The organism is Hydrogenoanaerobacterium saccharovorans, from assembly GCF_016901815.1.
Lineage (GTDB): Bacteria > Bacillota > Clostridia > Oscillospirales > Ruminococcaceae > Avimicrobium > Avimicrobium caecorum.
On the sequence record NZ_JACSNR010000006.1, the window covers coordinates 82,899 to 102,650 of the forward strand.

11 protein-coding genes, 1 pseudogene and 1 other annotated feature are annotated in these 19,752 nt (G+C 59.2%); of the genes and pseudogenes, 6 read left to right on the forward strand and 6 right to left on the reverse strand.

What is annotated here, in order from left to right; translation table 11 throughout:
- Positions 1-43: 43 nt before the first annotated feature.
- The 6 genes and pseudogenes from H9X81_RS07060 to H9X81_RS07085 form a co-directional block, all read right to left on the reverse strand.
- The gene (locus tag H9X81_RS07060; RefSeq protein ID WP_204720873.1) at positions 44-1,030 is read right to left on the reverse strand and encodes an ABC transporter substrate-binding protein; all 987 of its coding nucleotides are present in this window, start codon (positions 1,028-1,030) and stop codon (positions 44-46) included.
- Positions 1,031-1,089: 59 nt separating this feature from the next.
- Positions 1,090-1,350 (reverse strand) — a binding site (T-box leader).
- A gap of 435 nt (positions 1,351-1,785) precedes the next feature.
- Entirely contained in the window at positions 1,786-3,654 is a 1,869-nt protein-coding gene (locus H9X81_RS07065; RefSeq protein ID WP_243424067.1) for an ABC transporter ATP-binding protein, read from the reverse strand.
- Between the two features lie 20 nt (positions 3,655-3,674).
- Positions 3,675-4,529 (reverse strand): annotated as a pseudogene (locus H9X81_RS07070) (ABC transporter ATP-binding protein); the annotation flags it as partial.
- 271 nt (positions 4,530-4,800) lie between these two features.
- Positions 4,801-7,248, reverse strand: coding sequence for a hybrid sensor histidine kinase/response regulator (locus H9X81_RS07075; RefSeq protein ID WP_204720877.1), 2,448 nt, complete (start codon positions 7,246-7,248; stop codon positions 4,801-4,803).
- 183 nt (positions 7,249-7,431) lie between these two features.
- Positions 7,432-10,560: a hypothetical protein gene (locus H9X81_RS07080; protein WP_204720879.1), complete on the reverse strand. Its 3,129-nt coding sequence runs from the start codon at positions 10,558-10,560 to the stop codon at positions 7,432-7,434.
- Between the two features lie 12 nt (positions 10,561-10,572).
- On the reverse strand, positions 10,573-12,294 hold the full coding sequence (locus tag H9X81_RS07085; RefSeq protein ID WP_204720881.1) for an Hsp70 family protein: 1,722 nt from the start codon (positions 12,292-12,294) through the stop codon (positions 10,573-10,575).
- Positions 12,295-12,596: 302 nt separating this feature from the next.
- Here H9X81_RS07085 and H9X81_RS07090 point away from each other — a divergent pair, with 302 nt between their 5' ends.
- The 6 genes from H9X81_RS07090 (at position 12,597) to H9X81_RS07115 (ending at position 19,751) form a co-directional block, all read left to right on the forward strand.
- On the forward strand, positions 12,597-13,271 hold the full coding sequence (locus tag H9X81_RS07090) for a response regulator transcription factor (RefSeq protein ID WP_177502702.1): 675 nt from the start codon (positions 12,597-12,599) through the stop codon (positions 13,269-13,271).
- Positions 13,261-14,844, forward strand: coding sequence for a sensor histidine kinase (locus H9X81_RS07095; RefSeq protein WP_204720883.1), 1,584 nt, complete (start codon positions 13,261-13,263; stop codon positions 14,842-14,844). The genes H9X81_RS07090 and H9X81_RS07095 overlap by 11 nt, the downstream gene beginning before the upstream one ends.
- 142 nt (positions 14,845-14,986) lie before the next feature.
- Positions 14,987-15,730, forward strand: coding sequence for an ABC transporter ATP-binding protein (locus H9X81_RS07100; protein WP_191391893.1), 744 nt, complete (start codon positions 14,987-14,989; stop codon positions 15,728-15,730).
- Between the two features lie 6 nt (positions 15,731-15,736).
- On the forward strand, positions 15,737-17,566 hold the full coding sequence (locus H9X81_RS07105) for a COG1361 S-layer family protein (RefSeq protein ID WP_204720885.1): 1,830 nt from the start codon (positions 15,737-15,739) through the stop codon (positions 17,564-17,566).
- Positions 17,563-18,912, forward strand: a complete 1,350-nt coding sequence (locus H9X81_RS07110) for an ABC transporter permease (RefSeq protein WP_204720887.1) — start codon at positions 17,563-17,565, stop codon at positions 18,910-18,912. The genes H9X81_RS07105 and H9X81_RS07110 overlap by 4 nt, the downstream gene beginning before the upstream one ends.
- 170 nt (positions 18,913-19,082) lie before the next feature.
- The gene (locus tag H9X81_RS07115) at positions 19,083-19,751 is read left to right on the forward strand and encodes a response regulator transcription factor (RefSeq protein ID WP_204720889.1); all 669 of its coding nucleotides are present in this window, start codon (positions 19,083-19,085) and stop codon (positions 19,749-19,751) included.
- Position 19,752 lies beyond the last annotated feature (1 nt).

Here is a 19,752-nt window from a genome sequence, read left to right on the forward strand (position 1 = left end):
TATGATTGTCAAGCTGCACCATTCAGTCTGTTTGAAAAATCAATCAGGCTGCATCGCCCATTTTTTCCAGCAGCGACTGGGGAAGTTCCATCCCCAGTGCCGAAAGCATCTCCTCATTGACCACATAGTCATACTGGTTCTGGGACTGGACCGGCATCGAAGCAGGGTCCGCACCTTCCAGCACCTGGGCTGCCATTTCACCGGTCTGGTAGCCAAGGTTGTAGTAGTTGAGCCCCAGAGTGATCAGACCGCCGGCTTCCACCATGCCTGTGGCGCCGCAGATGACCGGAGTTCCCGACTCCATGACCACACTTCCCACCAGCGGCATGGCAGATGCGAAGGTATTGTCAGTGGGAATATAGATCGCATCACATCGGGTCACAATGGACTGTACAGCCTGCTGCACATCGTTGCTGCCGGTGACGGTCTGCTCCACATAGTCCAGATTCATCTCCTCCAGAATGGCCTTTGCCTCCTCGATCTGAAGAATCGAATTGTCCTCGCTGCTGGTGTAGAGGAGGCCTACGGTCTGCGCATCGGGCAGAATCTCCGGGATCAGTTCCAGCTGTTCCCGGATGGGGTTCATATCGTTGGTACCGGTGACATTGGTACCCGGCGCTTCACTGGACTGCACCAGACCGGCGTCCACCGGGTCGGTCACAGCGGTGATCAGAACAGGGATCTCACTGGTCTGGGAGGCAATGCTCTGGGCTGCACCGGTGCCGATTGCCAGCACCAGGTCGCAGTCATCTCCCACAAACCGCTGGCTGATGGTGAGCAATGCGGAGGAATCACCCTGGGCGTTCTGGTAGTCCAGCACGATGGTATCGCCATCGATATAGCCATGGTCTGCCAGAGCCTGGACAAAGCCCTCCCGGGCTGCGTCCAGTGATTCATGCTCCATGGGCTGGATAATGCCGATGCGGAGCGTCTCTGCTTCGCCAGAGGAGGAGCTGCCGCCGGTCTGGGAGCAGCCAGCCAGTGACAGCATCAGCGCGGAAGCCATGAGCAGTGCAAGTGTTCTTTTCATACAGATAACCCTCTTTCTTTTCGAGGACAAAACAAAAATCCCGTCCTCTGAATAAAATTTCAGAGGACGGGAGAAATTCCCGTGTTACCACCTCTATTTATCGGCTCCTCACGGAATCCGACCTCGACGGGTATCGTGCCTTTTTTGCAGAATACCCTGCGCGATAACGGGCGGACCCGGAGCCGACTACACAGGCAGACTGCCCTTTCATCGGTCAGCTAAAGGAGGAATTCACAAGCGCATCCTGCACCTCATCACACCAACCGAGGCTCTCTGAGCATTCTGACTTCTTGCTACTGGTTCCTTATCATCGCTTTTTTTGCATTATATTCCGTGGGTTTTACATTGTCAACCCCACCGGAATATTTTTGTGAAACGCTGACAATTCTTCGATTTACTCATTAGAAGTGTTAAACAAAATGCAGAATCTGATCTCCGACCTTTCATTTTGCTGCACTCTGCGGAAATTCTGTGCCTGTACCCGCCTGGTATCCCCAATCGGAGTCCATTCCACGCCCTCTGTATCAATGTCCGCAGTGAGCAGATATATGCCATCCTTCGTCATCGATATGCACTGCCGTCATCAGATCCCCGCTATCAGCATCCAAACCATACTCAAATCAATATATATTTTATTTATTATAGCGCACTGCCGCTTGTTGTAGCCGGATTTCTTGCAAAAATTCCGAGCTGCACTGTGCTAAAAGAAAACAACTGCACAGACATGGCTGCACAGTTGTTCCGAACTGGTTTGATTATGCCCCGATGGCGTTGCCGGTATAGAGCTGATAATACCGGCCCTTCTCCGCGATGAGCTGATCGTGTGTGCCCCGCTCGACGATGCGTCCCTGCTCCAGTACCATGATGCAGTCGGAATTCCGCACAGTGGACAGCCGGTGCGCAATCACAAAGGTGGTGCGACCGTTCATCAGGGCGTCCATGCCCTCCTGGACCAGCTTCTCGGTACGGGTATCAATGGAGGATGTCGCCTCATCCAGGATCAGCACCGGCGGGTCCGCCACTGCGGCACGGGCAATGGCCAGCAGCTGCCGCTGTCCCTGGGAGAGGTTGGCGCCATCTCCGGTCAGCACGGTCTGGTAGCCGTCCGGCAGGCGGCGGATAAACCCATCGGCATTGGCAAGCTCTGCCGCGGCGATGCACTCCTCATCGGTGGCATCCAGCCGTCCATAGCGGATATTCTCCATCACAGTCCCGGTGAACAGGTGGGTGTCCTGCAGGACAATCCCCAGCGACCGGCGCAGATCAGCCTTTCTGATCTTGTTGATATTGATGCCGTCATAGCGGATCTTGCCGTCCGCAATGTCGTAAAAGCGGTTGATGAGGTTGGTGATGGTGGTCTTGACGGCACCGGTGGAGCCTACAAAGGCAATCTTCTGGCCCGGGGTGGCATACAGTTTGATGTTGTGCAGGACAATCTTGCCCTCCTCATAGCCGAAATCCACATCGTCAAAGGTGATGTCCCCTTCCAGCTTCTGATAGGTGACGGTCCCGTCTGCCCTATGCGGATGCTTCCAGGCCCAGAGGTTGGTGCGTTCCTGAGTTTCAGTCAGAGTGCCGTCAGGTTCCTCCCGGACATTCACCAGGGTGACATATCCATCGTCCTCCTCCGGCTCCTCGTCCATCAGGTCGAAGATTCTCTGGGCGCCTGCCATTGCCATCACAATGCTGTTGAGCTGCTGGCTGATCTGGCTCACCGGCTGGGTGGAGTTCTTATTGAGGGTCAGGAAAGACACCAGTGTGCTCAGGGTCAGCCCCAGATAGCCGTTCAGCGCAAAGATGGCGCCTGTCACCGCGCACAGCACATAGCTGACATTTCCAAGGTTTGCGTTGATGGGCATGCTGATATTGGAAAAGGTGTTGGCCTTGTCAGCACTCTCCCGCAGCTGCTTGTTGAGAATCCGGAACTGTTCCAGGCTCTTCTCCTCATGGCAGAATACCTTGACGACCTTCTGTCCGTCCATCATCTCCTCGATATAGCCGTTCACAATGCCCAGATCCTTCTGCTGCCGCGCAAAATACATGGAGGACTTTGCGGCAATCCGGGAGGTGACAAAGAGCATGACTCCGATTGCCGCCAGTGTGATGAGGGTCAGCGGGACATCCAGCACCAGCATGCTCACAAAGGAGGTGAGGATAGTCACGCTGGAGTTGATGACCTGCGGAATGCTTTGGCTCATCAGCTGGCGCAGGGTGTCCACATCGTTGGTATAGACCGACATGATGTCGCCATGGGCATGGGTATCAAAATAACGGATGGGCAGCGATTCCATGTGCCGGAACAGCTCGATCCGGAGATTGCGCATGGTGACCTGGCTGACATTCACCATGATCCGGTTATAGCTGTAAGCACAGAGGATGCCAAGCCCATAGGTGCCCCCCACCGAGAGCAGTGCTCCCGCCAGGGCTGTATAATCCGGGGTCTGTGCCTGGGTAAGGGGCACGATATAATCATCGATCAGGCTCTGCATGAACAGGGTTCCCCGCAGGGTCGCCAGTACCGACCCCAGAATGCAGATTACCACGATCAGGAATGAAAACTTATAATTCCGGAGCATATACCCCAGTACCCGCTTCATGGCCTGGAGTTGCTGCTTTGTACTCATTTTACTGTTTGTCTGTGCCATCATGCCAGATCACCTTCCTTTCCATCCGGAACAGGCTGGTCAAAGTCGCCGCCGTTCTGGGTCTGCGCCTCATAGATCTCCCGGTAGATCGGGTTGGTCCGCAGCAGGTTCTCATGGGTATCAAAGCCATTGACCCGCCCATTGTCCAGCACCAGGATGCGGTCCGCCTCCTGAACACTGGAAATCCGCTGCGCTACAATCAGCTTGGTCGTACCCGGGATCTTCTTAGCAAAGGCCTCCCGGATCCGGGCATCTGTGGCTGTATCCACCGCACTGGTGGAATCGTCCAGAATCAGCACCTTCGGATTCTTCAGCAGCGCCCGGGCAATGCAGAGCCGCTGCTTCTGTCCGCCGGAAACATTATTGCCGCCCTGTTCAATCCAGGTGTTGTACCCGTCCGGGAAACGCTCAATGAATTCGTCCGCACAGGCCAGCCGGCATGCTTCGGCACATTCTTCCTCAGTGGCGTCCTCCCGGCCCCAGCGCAGGTTCTCCAGAATGGTGCCGGAGAACAGGACATTCTTCTGCAGCACCACCGCGACCTGATCCCGCAGCGCCTCCATATCATAGGAGCGGACATTCTTTCCGCCCACACAGACACTGCCGCTGTCCACATCATACAGACGGCTGATCAGGCTCACCAGGCTGGATCTGCCGCTGCCGGTCCCGCCGATGATGCCGATGGTCTCGCCGGAACGGATATGCAGGTCGATGTCCTGCAAGGTCTCCTCCCCGCTGCCATGCTTGTAGGAAAAGTTCACATGGTTAAAGTCAATGCTGCCATCCGCCACAGTTTTCTCCGGCTGGGCCGGATTGGCCATATCCGGGGTTTCGTTCAGGACTTCGGCGATCCGGCTATCCTCTGGAAAAGGACGGCTCGCTGATCCCTGTCAGCGCCCAGCTCACCCGCACCGCCCTGCGGCTGCTGCTCTATCTCAGATACTACCAGTACGGCGATGACCGCATGGAACGCTCCCTGCGGATGCTCAAGAGCGAAGTGGGCTCCATCATCGCCCCGGAACTCTACCATACCGCAGAACTGGAAGCTGACGCCATCCTCGCCATGATGTAATCCCCGCTATACAAAAAACCGGAAACGGACTCTGATCCGTTTCCGGTTTTTTCTTATCGCTTCAGCTGTTCCAACCTGTCTGCCAGTTCCTGCAGATCGATGGGCTTGGTGATGTGAGCATTCATTCCCGCCCGAGCTGTGGCAACCATATCCTCCGAGAAAGCGTTGGCTGTGACCGCTATGATCGGGACTGTGGCTGCGTCTTCCCGATCCATGGCACGGATGGTCGCTGCCGCGGCACAGCCATCCATCACCGGCATATTCATATCCATCAGGATCACATCAAACCAGCCCGGCTCCGACTCTTGGAACAGCCCGACTGCCTCCTGCCCGTCCCGGGCCTGGGTCACCTCAGCCCCGCAGAGCTTGAGCAGCTCGGTGCCGATCTCCAGGTTCATCTCATAGTCCTCGGCGAGAAGGACACGCTTGCCGCCCAGCACCTCAGCCGGGCTGCGCTTTTCCGGTTCCGCCTCAGTCTGGACCGGCTGCTCCGGCACCGACTCCATGGGGATTGTCAGCGTGAAGGTCGTCCCCACATCCGGGGTGCTCTCCACCTGAATCTGTCCCTTCATGCGGGTCACGATGGTCTTGACAATCGCCATGCCCAGCCCGGTCCCGATCACTGTCTGGGTGCCGAACCGGTTCTCCCGGGCATAGGGGGTGAACAGCTGGGGCAGGAATTCCGGCGAGATTCCCACACCGGTATCCTGTACCACAATCCGGCAGATCTCCTCTTCCTGCCAGCCGGACTGGGTGACCTCCACCCGGACACTGTCCCCTTCCCGGGTGAACTTCATGGCATTGGACACCAGATTGTTGAGAATCTGCTGGAGCCGGAACGTATCCACATAGACCCGCGGATGCCGCAGATCAAAGGTGACATCCAGCGTCTTGTGCTGAAGATCCGCCTGGGCCTGGAAGGGGGACAGGCATTCGCTGACCATCTCACGCAGGTCGCAGGGGTCGTTGGAGAGAATCAGCTCGGTCTTTTCCATCCGGGACATCTCCAGAATGCTGTTGATGAGCTTCATCAGCTGATCCGCCGAAACCTGGATCTTCCGGAGATAGCCATCGGTTCTGGCCCAGTCCCCCTCCTGCTGGCGGGCCAGCTCCACCGACGCCATGATGACACTCAGCGGTGTGCGCATATCATGGCTCATCTGTGAGAAGAACTTCTCCTGGGAAGCCTCGCTTTCCCGGACATCGTCCAGAGCCTCCTCGAGCATCCGCAGATGCTGCAGCTGGCTGGACTTCTCCTGATCCACCAGCCGGAAGCAGAGGATCGCCTCATTCTGCCGGAGTGACGGATCAAACAGCAGACGCACATTCACCCAGCGGTACTCATCCCCGAACCGGCGGCGGAAATCTCCGCCGAAGTCGGATATATTATCCTCCACCAGACGGCGCATATTTTCCAGGGAAAAGCTGGTTTCAAACTGGGGATAGGCCTCGGGTTCGATCAGCTGACGGGCAACCTCCAGGAACTGCTCATACTGTCCCTCCGCCGGAACCTGCCGGGCAAATTCCTCCGACTCCTTGATGAACTCATAGGTGCCCTGCTTCCAGTTGATGCGGTAGATGGCATAGTAGAGGTTTCCCAGCGCCGCCACCGTTTCATTGACCCGGGAGAGCTTCTTCTGGAGGTGCCGCTCCCAGACCCCCAGAAAGATCAGGAACAGCAGCGCCACACTGCTCACCGACATGATCAGGAAGAAGACCCGGTCCAGATTCCGGAGCAGTGATGAATAGGAAACAGTGATGATGGATACACCGCCGCTCTCATGGGTGTAGAAATACACAGCCCGCTTTTCATGTGTAAGGTCGTAGACATATTCCTGGGCGTCATCCAGATTGCCCGCCTTGATCTGCCCCAGAATGGTGGTGACATACTGCTGCAGTTCCTCCGGCGTGGCGTCCAGCTGGGTCCGGGCATAGATCAGATCCCCCTGGGGATTGCACAGATAGTAGGAACTGCCCTCAGGAAGCGCCGACTCGGTTTCATCGCCATGCAGTGTTCCGAGATAGAGCTCAAACACCAGCGCATCCGATGACCCCGCACACTTCCGGGATACCACAATGGCAATCTGTCCGTATTCCGAATCGGTCCGCATGCTTGAAAGCCGGGTCTCCCCCTCGGACCGCTCCACCTGATCCCGCCAGGGCATCTCCTCCAGTGTCCGGTCCGATTCCCCATCGGAGGTGATGACCTTCCCGTCAATGACCGCATAGGGTACCAACTGGTTCGGGAACCGGTCCACAGTCTCCTGGAAGTAGTTCTGAGCCCATTCCTCCACCCGGTCCGCATCCGCTCCCGAGGCTTCCAGATCCTCCATGGTCCAGACGCCCGCTGTCAGCAGCAGTTCCGCCGACCGGACATCCTGCAGTTCCAGCTCCGCGTACTGGTTTGCCAGCTCATTGCCCAGCCGCTGGGCGTTTTCCAGCAGCAGGGACCGCACCATCCAGAATCCCGCTGCCGCAATCACCATGAATGCCGCAACCATGATGCCCGCCGTATGACAGCTGTGCTTCCGTGTCCATTTTCCCCTCAGTTTCACCTGTGTTCTCCTTTTCTATACACCAATTCTTATCCTGTCAGAAGCCTTCCCCACGCCCTGGTATTCAGCGTGCCGCCCTTTCGCACAGGCCGGCACCCGACTCTGCCAGGAAGCACCGGTGCCTGCCGGTTATGGCTCCAGGAGTCTACGCCGGTGCTCCTCAAATCCCAGCTGGGTGAGGTGCTTGGGCCCGTAGGCAAAGGCGGCGTAGTTATTCCGCACCAGGGAATCGATCCGGGGCAGGCTGAGGAAGAAGAGATCCAGGAAGTCCCGGATCAGTACAAAATCATAGTGGAGCAGATAGCGTGGGATCATGCGCCCTCCGAAGGGAGCCTTGGGTACTTTGCCCTCCCGCTCCATATACTCCTCCTTGTTCCCCACAAGGTATTCAATGCTCTGGGCATTGTCCCGGATCAGCACCAGCTGGTCCCGGCGCCCGGAATCGTCCTGCTCATGCAGCAGCACCAGATGCACCGTGCCCTCCTCCGGGAACTCCCAGGTCATGGACAGATAGTCCAGAGCACCCAGCTCAAAGCGCGCCATCTGGTCGACGAGCGCAAATCTGGCTGCGGCGTCCATCTCCTGCACAGTCAGCGGGCCGCCGGGCTGGCGCCAGGCAAAACGGGTCGGGATCTTGGGGATCACATACTTTCTGCGCAGCAGCGGTCCGCCCGACCGCTCGATGGAGAATCCGCCCAGTGCCCGTTTGGCAAAGTAATAGCTGCTCTCCTGATTGTACAGGTAGACCTTGTCGCTCCATCTGCCGTTGCCGTCCTTCACACCATGGAGAAGCGCCACCAGCGCGTCAATGGGCTTTTTGGGGGTCTGGTGCGCCGCATAGTCCGGCAGGAAGCCCAGCCGGAACGGGATCTGGGGCACCGTATCGGCCTCCGCATACAGATAGCTGTTCCAGTCGGACAGCAGAGCCCCCCAGGAAGAGGACGCATCGTCAAAGCGGAGCAGGGCACAGACACCGGGTACCTCCCGGTTGAAGAAACTCCGTTTGCTCCAAAGCAGCACCAGTTCGTGGTTGACTTCCAGCCGGGTGACTGTCTTGATCTCAAACTTTTCAAGCAGCTGTTCCAGCAGTTCCGGAGTGATGGCCTCCCCTTCATATTCCTCGCTGGGCAGGCCGGAGTACTCCACATAGAGGTGACGGCACAGCCCGATCCCTTCCAGGTCACGGGCCGGCTGGAACACCTCATCAAAGGTATCCTGAGCGATTCTGGCTGCCTGATCCAGCGAAGTCACATCCCAGCGGCAGAATTCCTGCAGCAGCACCAGCTCCTGCCCCTTGCGCCGGGACACCAGCAGACGCCCATTGCCATACCAGGCACAGCAGCAGCAATCGGTTTCCGATTCCCGGTAGAACCGTGCCGGACGAAGGATCGCTGTCCCGTTTTCTGTGGGCGCAAGGCAGGCCACTTCCCCCGCCAGAGCCTCTGCGATCCTGCCGGGCAGTTCCTCCGGGAGCTGCAGATGTCCCAGACGCTCCCGCAGATAAGCTGTCACATCCTGATATTCGTCCTGATACGCGGAAAGTACAGGCAGAAGCAGGAAAAAGATTTCATCGTCCTCAATCCCGGAAATTCCCCAGAACGGAAGCAGCGGATTGCAGAGTTCCTCGCCGTTCAGGCGGTATTCCACATAATACTGGTGGAACTGGATCTGTATTTCCAGGGTCTGCTCGGTGGTCTGGCCCTGTTCATCGGTGATGGTCTGGGTCAGCGGAATGGTACGGGTAAAGTTCTCCTGTGCCAGACGGCGGTTCCAGCCCTCATTGGAGGGGAAATCCTGCTCCAGCAGTCCGTACAGGTTCTGCTGCCCCTGTCCCTCAGCCCAGTAAAAGGCAGTCTGGAGGAAATAGCGCAGGAACAGCGGATCGGACAGGGCGCAGTTCTCCGGACGGATCTCCTCCAGAGCCCGCTGCGCCAGGCGCTCCTGCTCCTCCCTGCGCTGGAGATCCAGCTCGTGCTGCCTTTCTGCCTCCCGGACGCTCTGTACGACCTCCCGGGCATAGGGCAGGGTCGGGTCCGCCTCAAAGATCTCGGAGATCCGGCGGATCAGATACGGATGGATGTACCAGCTGCACCAGTGGGGAAGCATCTCCTCCCGCACAAAGGAACGGCTGCGGATCGCCCGCTGGAAGTCCTCCCGGGCCAGAAACTGCTCCACCAATTCCCGGCCCCGGGGCGAATCATCGCCGCCCACCCACGGAATATCCGATCCCAGATCGTGATAGGCGGTACGCAGTTCCACAAAGCGCTCCTGTTCCTCACAGACTGCCGGCGCCTTCTGCTCCACGATCTCACGCAGCCGCCCATAGAAGATCTTTGCACGGCCCATCTTCACTGAATCGAGGCTCAGCACCCGCCAGAGCACTTCATAGACCTCCTCCGGAAGCGGCTGGCTGTCAAAGTAGAATTCCAGAATGCGCAGGGAAATCACACACCGCTCGGTCTTGATATTGCCCGTGGACTTCTCCCGCAGGTGTGCCATAAGGTACCGGTTGAGAATCCAGTGCAGCTGATCCAATGTCTGGCTGTTCCATACGCTGTTCCGGGCAAGATCCATCAGCTCCTCGTAGTCCGCATAGGCCACCGACAGTGTGACATCATTGCCCTGGAGCTTCCGCACCAGCGGCCCCTGGACCGCAATCTGCAGAATCTCCTGCAGCCCTTCAAAGCCGGCGCCCTCTTCCAGCTCAAATTCGGTGTGGTCCTGATAGACAATCGCCCGGTACCGGTATGCCACTGCCAGTGCTGTCTGGAACTCCTTGCAGAGCGGAAATTCCTCCTTCAGCTCCTCCACAGCTTGGTGCAGGGCAGCGGTAAACGCCGGGTCACGATAGACCGCCAGAAACTCCGGCGAGGTAAACCAGAGATCCCACTGTTTGCGGTCCCGGCGCTGTTTGGATGCATACAGTTCCCGGAACCGCTCCAGCTCCGGAAAATCCGGCTGTCTGCTGCCTTCCGGCTCCAGTTCCAGCGTAAAGCCGCCGGTAGCTGCTGTCCGGCTCCCGGGTTCCATGGCAGGCAACGGCTGCGCTGACATGGTGAGCTCCGGCAGTTCCGGCACTTCCGCCGGTTCCTCCGCGCTCCGGGCAAAAGCCAGCGCCTGTTCGTACGCCTGACGCACCGCCAGAAATTCCTCTGGATGCTCCTCGGGATTGTACCGCGCCGCCGCTGCCGCATACGCCCGGCGGACAGCGCCCTGATCCCGGGTCGGTTCGATCCCCAAAATCTCCCATATATTCACAGGTATTCCTCCTTACTGTCCATCAAAATCGTCCCATATATCCCGCTGAGCCCAGCGTTCCAGCTCTTCCAGATGCTTCCGCTGCCGCTCCCGTTCCCGGGCCAGCCGGGTCGGACTGCCCGACTGCATTGCCTCCTGCAGGCACTGAATGATCGCCGCTGCCTCTGCCCGGCGGCTGTCCGACAGTTCGGCAAACAGCCGTTCCGCCCGGGAGAGGAGCCAGAGATCCTCCTCTTCGCTCCGGGCCGGATCGGGCAGGGCATTGAGCCGTTCCAGAGCCTGCCGGATCTCCTCCTCCGACCAGTTGAGCTGCGGATTGAGGATCACGGTCCGGCGGATGTCGCCACCGCTGCTCTGGGCTGTCACCTCCAGGATGCCGTTGATGTCATAGGCGAAGGTGACCGACGCAAACTGCTTGCCCGGCTCATCCGGCGGCACCGAAACAGTCAGCTCGCCCAGCCGGAGATTCTCCGAAGCATAGTAATTCTCCCCCTGATAGATCTCCAGACGGATGCGCCGCTGGTTCGGGGACAGGGTATAGAACCGCTCGGTGCGGCGGGCAGGCAGGATGCTGCTGCGCTGGATCAGGGTTGCCATGTGGGGATTGAGGTCCTGCAGGTCGTTATAGGAGGCCACTCCCAGGGAAAAAGGACACACATCGGTCATGACGATCTCCCGCAGATCCTCGTCCCGCTGCTTGATGCCGGCATACATTCCCACGCCCAGCGCCACGGTATGTTCCGGATGCTCCGCCAGGGTGGGACGCCTGGAGAACAGCTCCTCAAGATAGTCCACAAAAACGCCCAGCTGGGACGATCCGCCCACCAGCACCACATCCTGTATGGCGGAGATGGGGATCTCGCTGTCCCGGACTGCCCGGACGATCACCTCCCGCACCTTCTGGAATACCGGCTGGCAGATCTCAGACAGGATATGGGAGTCCAGCGGCACACTGTAAAGCTCCGGGCCGATCTCACAGGCCAGCATGCAGCTGCGGTCCCCGGCACTGGAAAGGGCGATCTTGCCCCGTTCCGCCAGAGCCAGAAGCTGCCGCTGCTGCTGGGGGTCCAGAGCGCTCCAGACCAGCCCGGTCTGGCTGCAGAAATACCCGGCAATGGCCTGGTCGATGTCGTTGCCGCCCAGATGGTTGTTGCCGGCGATGGCAACGATCTCCACCATATTCTCGAAGCAGTCCACCACGCTGACATCCAGCGTACCGCCGCCGAAGTCGATGACAAGCAGGCGGCACTCGCTCTGCGCCCGGCTCTGGCTGTAATACAGTGCCGCTGCCGATGGCTCATTGATAAGCCGCTTGACCGGCAGTCCCGCCAGCTGCGCTGCCAGCCGTGTGGCACAGCGCTGATTGTCGTTGAAATAGGCCGGCACACTGATGATCGCCTCTTCGATCTCCTCCCCCAGGGCTTCCCGGGCGCTCTGGGCCAGCTTCCGCAGCACCAGGGCCGACAGTTCCTGAGGCAGGAACCGTCTGCCGCCCAGGATATATTCCTTCTGCGTTCCCATCCAGGTTTTGAATGAGGCCGCTGTTTCCTCCGGATGGGTGATGAGCCGTTCCTTTGCCACTGCGCCGACTGTCACAGTTCCATCTTCCAGCACCCCGACACAGCTGGGGGTCATGAATTCGCCCCACTCATTGGGGAGCAGTTCTGCGTGCCCGTTCCGATAAACACTCACCAGGGAATTGGTTGTCCCCAGGTCGATTCCGATGATTGCCACTGGATCACGCCCTCCTTTCCATTGTCTGGACGGGCGTCCGGAAATGCCCTCCACACTTCCTCCATTATACAACAAAATGTATCCCGGAAATATAAAAACTGTATCTTCTGGAAATTTCTGTCCCGCCATAAAAACGGCATTTTCAGAGCCAATCACCCGAAACCGCATTGCGCCGGATGCGGGTTATCGTATATAATGGGCTTGACCGGGAAAGCCCCGGAACTGTGTGAGCGAGAATTCTGGAGAAAGGCAATGGCCCGGAGCGCATCTGGCCCAGGCCCATGCCGGATGGAGGAGCCGCTATGAAACAAACCATTCTCATTGCCGAAGATGAAGCGGATATCCGCAATATTCTCCGGCTCTATCTGGAAAGCGAAAACTATGAGGTGCTGGAGGCTGCCGACGGCGAATCCGCAGTGGCTGCGGTGCGGAATGGTTCGCCGGATCTGGTGATCCTGGACATCATGATGCCCAAGCTGGACGGTTTTGCCGTGGTACGGGCCATCCGGCAGCAGAGCGATATTCCCGTCCTGATCCTGTCCGCCCGGAACCAGGACAATGACAAGATCCTGGGGCTCAACCTGGGGGCGGATGACTATATCGCCAAGCCGTTCAACGCGCTGGAGATCGTGGCACGGGTCAAGGCACATCTGCGCCGCAGCGACCGTTCCCGGACGGCAGTCTACTCCGCCGGCGGGCTGACCCTGAACCCCGAGACCTGCACCGTCACCAAGGACGGAGAACCGGTGCTGCTCACCCCCACTGAATATAAGCTGCTCTCGGTGCTGATGCGCTCTCCGGGGCGGATCTTCACCCGGGTTCAGCTCAGCGAAGCCATCAACGGCGAATATTACGAAAACGACGACAACACCATGATGGTGCATATCTCCAAGCTGCGGGAAAAGATCGAGGACAACCCCCGCAAGCCTGCCCGTCTGGTCACTGTGAGAGGATTGGGGTACCGCTTTGAAAAATAACCGACCCACCCGGCGCATCTCCCTGCTGTTTGCCCGCTACTATCTGGCATTCACGCTGGTGCTGCTTGCGCTCTTCTTTGGATTCTACCATCTCTGGGACCGCCTCTATGTGGACCTGCTGCATATTCCCGACCCGGATGCCCTGTTCCAGTCCCGGGAGTTCCGGAACGGCGAATACGCCGATATAGACACCCGGCGGTATCTGGGACCCTCCGGAGGCTTTGCCGTGCTGGATGCCCAGGGACAACTCCTGTATGTTTCCACCAGCCGGATTCCCGCCATCCAGACCCCGGACGAACTGCTGTGCGTTGCGGATTTTGACGCTGGGGATACTGTATCCGCTGTGCCGTTTGAGGCCCAGGACGGTCAGCAGTGCTGGATCGTGATCCGGGATCTGATGCTGGAGGACGACCTGACTCAGACCGAGGTGATGATCCTGGACGAGGATCTGCGTGTGCTGGACGGCACCAGCCTGATCCCCGGCAAAACCGACTACACCCAGCGGGAACTGGAACTGCTCACCAACCGCTGGTCCAGCCAGTATACGCTCTACCGGAAATCCGCCCAGGACTCCTCCGGCGCCCCGGTGACGGTACTGATTCTGCTGTCCAGCTATTCCGACGCCGACTTCCAGGCCGCCTTTGACAAGGCAGGGCGTCTCTGGCTGCTCACCATTCCGCTGTACTGCGGGGTGACGCTGCTCTTCATCGTGCTGCTCAACCGGCATTTCCGCCGTCCGCTCACCCGGCTGGGAGATGCCATCCGCCGTCTGGGAGCCGGGGAACCGGTGTCTGCCGCCGCCTGCGGAGGCCCGGAGGAGATCCAGGAGCTGGGGCGCAGCTTTGATGCCATGGCCCGGCAGCTCGCCGAAAGTCAGGCTGAGACCCGGCGTCTGGAAGAACAGCGCATCAAGATGCTCACCGACCTCTCCCACGACCTGAAAACGCCCATCACTGTGATTTCCGGCTATATCAGCGCTGTCCGGGACGGAAAGGTATCGGAGGAGGATCTGCCCCAGTACCTGGAGATCATCGGGAAAAAGGCCGATGCCCTCACCGAGCTTATCAACAGCTTCTATGAGTACAGCAAGACCGAACACCCCGACTTCCGTCTGGAACCGGTGGAAACCGACCTGTGTGAATTCCTGCGGGAATACCTCGCAGACAAGTTCAATGAAATCGATCTGGCCGGGTTCTCCCTGGAGGTGGATATTCCCGAAACCCTGCGCCTTCCCTGCCGTCTGGACCCCTTCCAGATGCGCAGAGCCCTGGACAATATCCTCGGCAACTCCCTGCGGCACAACCGGCTGGGCACCCGCATCCGGGTTTCGCTGATCCAGACCGGCTCCGCTGTCCTGCTGCGCCTGGCGGACAATGGCAACGGCATTCCCGAAGCCCTGCGTAAAGATCTGTTCACCCCGTTTACAGTGGGCGATCAGTCCCGCTCCAAGGGAGGCAGCGGCCTTGGCCTGGCAATCTCCCGGAAGATCATCGAAGCCCATGGCTGGACCCTCCGGCTCTCTCCGGAAACCGGGGCTGGCGGCACTGTCTTTGAGATCCTGATCCCCCGATAAATCCATATTTCCCCGGCGGCTGTCCCCCCGACAGCCGCCCTTTTTTATGTCCTGAATCCCCCTTACCTTACGAAATCTTAAGACTGCCTGAATACGCTTTTAAGACTGGTCTGGTACAGTGATGGTGAAAGGAGGCTCTGCCATGCCGCAGTATCCCAGAGAACAACCCATCATCGAAGTGAAAAATATCCGTAAGGAGTACCCCCTGGAGGACGAAACAGTCGTAGCCCTCAAACGGATCAACCTCAATATCTACCGGGGTGAAATCTGCTGTATTTTCGGCACCTCCGGCTCCGGAAAGAGCACCCTGCTCAACCAGCTTGCCGGCATGGAAAAGCCCACCCGGGGCTGTGTCTATATCGGCGGTGTACCCATCTCCCGCCTGCCTGAGGAGGAGCTTGCCGCCTTCCGGCAGCGGCACATCGGGTTCGTGTTCCAGGCCTATAACCTGCTTCCCAACCTCACTGCCACCGAGAATGTTGCCCTGCCCCTCATGTTCCGGGGAATGCCCCAGGAACAGCGGGAGGCCATCGCCCGGAAAATGCTGTGTCGTGTGGGACTCGCCCACCGGCTGGATCACTTCCCCTCCCAGATGTCCGGCGGACAGCAGCAGCGGGCCGGCATCGCCCGGGCCTTCATCACCCGTCCCGACATCGTCTTTGCCGATGAACCCACCGGCAACCTGGACTCCGCCACCACCGCCGAGATCATGGAGATGATCTGCGGCTTTGCCCGGAAATTCCGCCAGACCATCATTCTGGTGACCCATGACCCGGAAATGGCTGCCTATGCGGACCGGGTGGTCAAGCTCATCGACGGTGAGATCGTCAGCGATGAGCGCACACCCCATTCCCAGACTTCCCCAAATCCACAGACTGCGAGGTAACTGACCATGTCTATGAAGCGTTTTCTCTCCCTGTTCCTGGCGCTGTCCATTGCGGCAGCTGCCTATCCGATGACTGCCTATGCCGCTGAACCGGAGGCCTCTCCCGCCAGCCCGGCTGCCCCCTCCGCCGCCGAGCCGGACCCCTCCGAAAAGGAGCCCGATTCCGCACCGGTGCCCACTGTACTGGTGAGCCGCAGCGAGGTCCGCACACCCATCCGCCCCGGACGGAAAACCGAGGTCACCCTCACCTTCCGCAACCTGAGCAAGTCCACCCTGCGCTCTCCGGTGGCAGTGATCAGCCCGTCCGAGTCGCTCATGGTGGAGGGCGGTTCCTCCTCCTTCCAGCTCAGCGATATTCCCGGGGAGTCCTCGTGCACAGTCACCATCAAGCTGCAGGCCACCGACTCCATCTCCGCCGCGGTCCAGAGCCTGGGAGTGGAGCTCAAATTCACCTATGACGGCGCCAGCGGCCCTCTCCAGGGGTCTGCCAGCGACCGCGTCACCATTCCGGCAGCGGTCAAGAGCAATGAAAAGCACCCCCAGCCGCTGGTGATCGTCACCCGCAGTGCCGTGGAACCCATCTCCCCCGATCAGGAATTCCCGGTGGTGCTCTCCCTTGAAAACGCGGGCAACACCACCATGGAGAGCGTTGTGGCCTCGGTATCCACCTCCGATTCGCTGATCCTGCAGAACAACACCTCCACCTTTGTGATCAAGCAGATCGCCCCCGGCAAGACTGAAAAACTCCCGCTCAAGCTCAAAGCGGGCAAGGAACTGACCGGCTCGACCCAGAGCATCAGTGTGGATCTCAAATACAACTACGATGCCGGAGACGAAATGGCCCAGGGCAGTTCCACCGAGCGGGTCAATATCCCGGTCAATGCCGCAGAGGCCGCCGAGGATGGCTCGGTGCCGAATGTGGTGGTGAGCGACTTCCAGTTCGGCGAGAGCACCGTTGCCGCCGGCGGACGCTTCCCGCTGGACTTCACTCTGCTCAACACCGGCAAGCGCCCGGTGGAAAACATGATCGTCACTGTGGACGGCGGGGACAGCTTTACAGTGGACGGCGGCACCAACACCTTCTATTATGAAAAGATCCCCGCAGCCGGGAAACAGCGTCAGTCCATCCGGATGCAGGCGCTGACCACTGCCAAAAGCGGTGCCCAGTCCATTTCGGTCAGCTGCAAATATGAGTATGTGGACGGCTCCAAGCGTTCCTCTGCCACATCGGAAGTCCGGCTCTCGGTGCCGGTGATGCAGCCCGACCGCTTCCAGGTCAATGCGCCGGTGCTCCCGGATATGATCCGGGCCGGTGAGGAGGTCACCCTGTCCCTGCCCTATGTGAACAAGGGCAAGGAGGAAGTGAGCAATGTGGAAACCTCCATTGAGGGCGAAGTGGACACCCCCAGCGCCTCCCAGTACCTGGGGAACTTCGATTCCGGCAAGAGCGGCAACATCGGCTTTATCTTCACCCCCAGAGAGGCAGGACGCACCGAACTGACCCTGAAGGTGAGCTATGAGGACGCCAACCAGACGCTGCGCACTCTCACCTTCCCGGTGACACTGGAAGTCCAGGAGGCATTTGATGCTGACCTGGAACTGGATGATCTGCCGGACGAGGAACCCCAGAGCGGATTCGGGCTCTGGTTCTGGCTGGCAGACGGAGCGGCTGTGGTGCTCATCGGCGGAGGAGTGATCTGGATGCGCCGCCGGAAGAATGCAGCCCGGACTGAACTGTCCCATGCTTCGGACGAGAACTGGGACGACTGGGACGATCTGCAGGAGCCGTCGGAAACAGAATCCGGCAGCAATAACCCGGAGGATGATGCACAATGAACCGGAAAGATATCCTCAAGATGTGCATCCAGAACCTCAAACGGCGGCGGTCCCGGACCCTGCTGACCCTGCTGGGTGTGCTCATCGGCTGCTGTTCCATTGTCATCATGGTGTCCATCGGCATCGGCATGGCGGAATCCCAGAACCGGATGCTGGCAGAGATGGGCGACCTGACCATCATCACTGTCACTCCCAAACAGAACGGCAAGGGCAAGATCAAGCTCAACGACTCCGCCCTGGGACAGATCCGGCACATGGAGCATGTGGCCGCGGTAACGCCCAAGCTCAATCTGGAGGAGTATGAATGCACCATCAGGCTCTATGCCGGCGCCAATGACCGGTATGTGGCAGAGTGGTCCACCGTTGCCGGCATCGATACCCGGGAACTGGACCGGATGGGCTACAAGCTGATCTCGGGGCAGAATGCCAGACAGAGCGGCGATGTGCTCACCGGGCAGTACCTGGCCTACAATTTTGCCGATACCTTCCGTCCCGAGGGCAGCAATACCGTGGACCGCTGGGGCGGCGGGTTCGGCGAGGACGGCAATCCGGTTTCGGTACCGGACCCCTACTTTGACGCAGCCTCCACCCCCATCTCCCTGGAAATCGAGATGAACGGGAAAAAGGTGCGCACTCCCCTGAAAACCACCGGCGTCCTGAAAGAGGACTATGTCAAGGGCAGTGAAACCTCGGACGGACTGCTGATGAACATCGACGACCTGAAGAAACTGCTTCAGGATCTGCAGGGCTCTGCCAAAGCCGACCCCAGCTACAAAACTGTGCTGGTGAAGGTCACTGACATCACCCATGTGGCAGCGGTGGAAAAGGAGATCCGCTCCATGGGCTACTCCACCTCCTCGATGGAGAGCATCCGGGAACCCATGGAAAAGGAAGCCCGTCAGAAGCAGATGATGCTGGGCGGTCTGGGAGCCATCTCCCTCTTTGTGGCGGCGCTGGGCATCACCAATACCATGATCATGTCCATTTCAGAGCGCACCCGGGAGATCGGCATCATGAAATCCCTGGGCTGCTATGTCCGGGACATCCGGCTGCTCTTCCTCTCCGAGGCCGGCGCCATCGGACTTCTGGGCGGCCTGGTGGGATGCGTGGTGAGCATGCTCATCGCCATCGGCATCAACCTCGCCTCCTTCCCCGGCCCGTTTGAACCCTCCCGGCTCATCGCCGCCGTCGTCGGCAGCGAAACCCTCTCCCGGGTCTGTGTTGTCCCGCCCTGGCTGCTGCTGGCTGCGGTGCTGTTCTCGGTGGGAATCGGCCTTGGCTCCGGCTACTACCCCGCCAACAAGGCTGTACAGATCTCCGCCCTGGAGGCCATCAAAACAAGCTGATTTTTCCCCGGTGTCTGTGAAAAGGCACCGGGGAATTTTTCTGCCTCTCATTTTCCGCAAATTTCCTCCCGCGGGCCCTCCTTGTGCGCTCTTAGCCAGGGCGCTATAATGAAACTGAACACAACTCCGACACAAAACGGCGGTATCCTGTAAGGGAAAGAGGTGGTTGTATGAAAAGTTCCGTTCTGATCGTCGAGGATGAGGCACGCATCCGGGATATTGTCCGGGATTACTTTGCCGCCCACGGCCTGGACTGCGATCTGGCCCGGGATGGCGAGGAGGCACTGGATCTGCTGCGGGATCACGACTATGACGCCATTCTGCTGGATATTTTCATGCCCCATCTGGATGGCTTCGAAGTCTGTGCCGCCGTGCGCCGGAACAGCCAGGTGCCGATTCTGTTCCTCACCGCCCTGGGAGGCGAGGAGGATATGCTCCGGGGCTATGCGCTGGGCTGTGATGACTATGTCACCAAACCCTTCTCCCTGGCGGTGCTGCTGGCAAAAACCCAGGCGCTGATCCGCCGGAGCCGGGGCGGGCATCCGGAACAGCTCACCTGCGGAGCGATCACAGTGGATACCGGCAGCCAGCTCTGTATGGCAAATGGTCAGCCGGTGAAACTCCCGCCCCGGGACTATGCCCTGCTGTGCTGCCTGCTGCGCAACCGGGGACAGGTGCTCTCCCGGAGTCAGCTTCTGGACAAGGTCTGGGGGCTGGACTTTGACGGGGACGACCGCACTGTGGATGTGCGCATCCGCAGCCTGCGGGCCGCCCTGGGCAGCGCCGGCACGCAGATCAAAACTGTCTACAAGACCGGATACCGATTGGAGGAGGCGTGAT

Bases quoted from the DNA above. Each gene is read 5' to 3' on its own strand.
- H9X81_RS07060 (WP_204720873.1), bottom strand. From the start codon at position 1,030: ATGAAAAGAACACTTGCACTGCTCATGGCTTCCGCGCTGATGCTGTCA.
- H9X81_RS07065 (WP_243424067.1), bottom strand. From the start codon at position 3,654: ATGAGTACAAAGCAGCAACTCCAGGCCATGAAGCGGGTACTGGGGTAT.
- H9X81_RS07075 (WP_204720877.1), bottom strand. From the start codon at position 7,248: ATGGTTGCGGCATTCATGGTGATTGCGGCAGCGGGATTCTGGATGGTG.
- H9X81_RS07090 (WP_177502702.1), top strand. From the start codon at position 12,597: ATGAAACAAACCATTCTCATTGCCGAAGATGAAGCGGATATCCGCAAT.
- H9X81_RS07100 (WP_191391893.1), top strand. From the start codon at position 14,987: ATGCCGCAGTATCCCAGAGAACAACCCATCATCGAAGTGAAAAATATC.
- H9X81_RS07105 (WP_204720885.1), top strand. From the start codon at position 15,737: ATGTCTATGAAGCGTTTTCTCTCCCTGTTCCTGGCGCTGTCCATTGCG.
- H9X81_RS07110 (WP_204720887.1), top strand. From the start codon at position 17,563: ATGAACCGGAAAGATATCCTCAAGATGTGCATCCAGAACCTCAAACGG.
- H9X81_RS07115 (WP_204720889.1), top strand. From the start codon at position 19,083: ATGAAAAGTTCCGTTCTGATCGTCGAGGATGAGGCACGCATCCGGGAT.